A 590-nucleotide genomic window follows, 5' to 3' on the forward strand; every position below is an offset into this window, starting at 1 on the left:
AAGACCTTCAAGAGCAACGGCAAGAGCGGCAAGGACACCAAGGGCGGCAAGGACGGCAAGGGCGCCGACGGCCCCAAGGACCTCGGCAACATCTCCTTCGAGGGACTCTCGGGCGCGATGACCGAGGACGTGGTCGTCATGCGCGCCAAGACCGGCCCGGACGCCGGGAAGATCACTTTCGTCTACACCTTCTCCGTCAGCGGCACGGCGGGCGGGGTGGCGCAGGCCAAGGGCAGCAGGATGCAGCAGGTCGCGGTCACCTACGACGCGGCGGCCTACGACCAGGAGGAGAAGGACGACAAGCCGCACCACCCGCAGAAGCTGACGATCACCACCAGCCAGGAATCCGGAGACGGCCCCGGCATCCAGACCGGCGCGGGAGCCAACGCGGGACCCGTGACCATCGACGTCGGCGGCGGCGGCGGAACCGTCAACTCCCAGATCCACACCGAGTCCGCCGAGGTCACCCTCGACAACGACACCGACAGCACCGCCGTCGAGGACTGGCTGCGCGGACGCGGCGACGCCCCCGCCAGCAACCCCCTGCCCACCCCCTCCGACGCCGCCGAAGCACTCGACGACGACGCGGG

Annotated in this window: 1 protein-coding gene; it reads left to right on the top strand. The window is 69.8% G+C overall.

Translation table 11 applies throughout. The features are described 5' to 3' along the window. The coding region (locus CU044_RS38910) for a hypothetical protein (RefSeq protein ID WP_165372035.1) at positions 1-590 on the top strand (590 nt) is incomplete at both ends.

This window comes from Streptomyces sp. L-9-10, assembly GCF_004151105.1.
Lineage (GTDB): Bacteria > Actinomycetota > Actinomycetes > Streptomycetales > Streptomycetaceae > Streptomyces.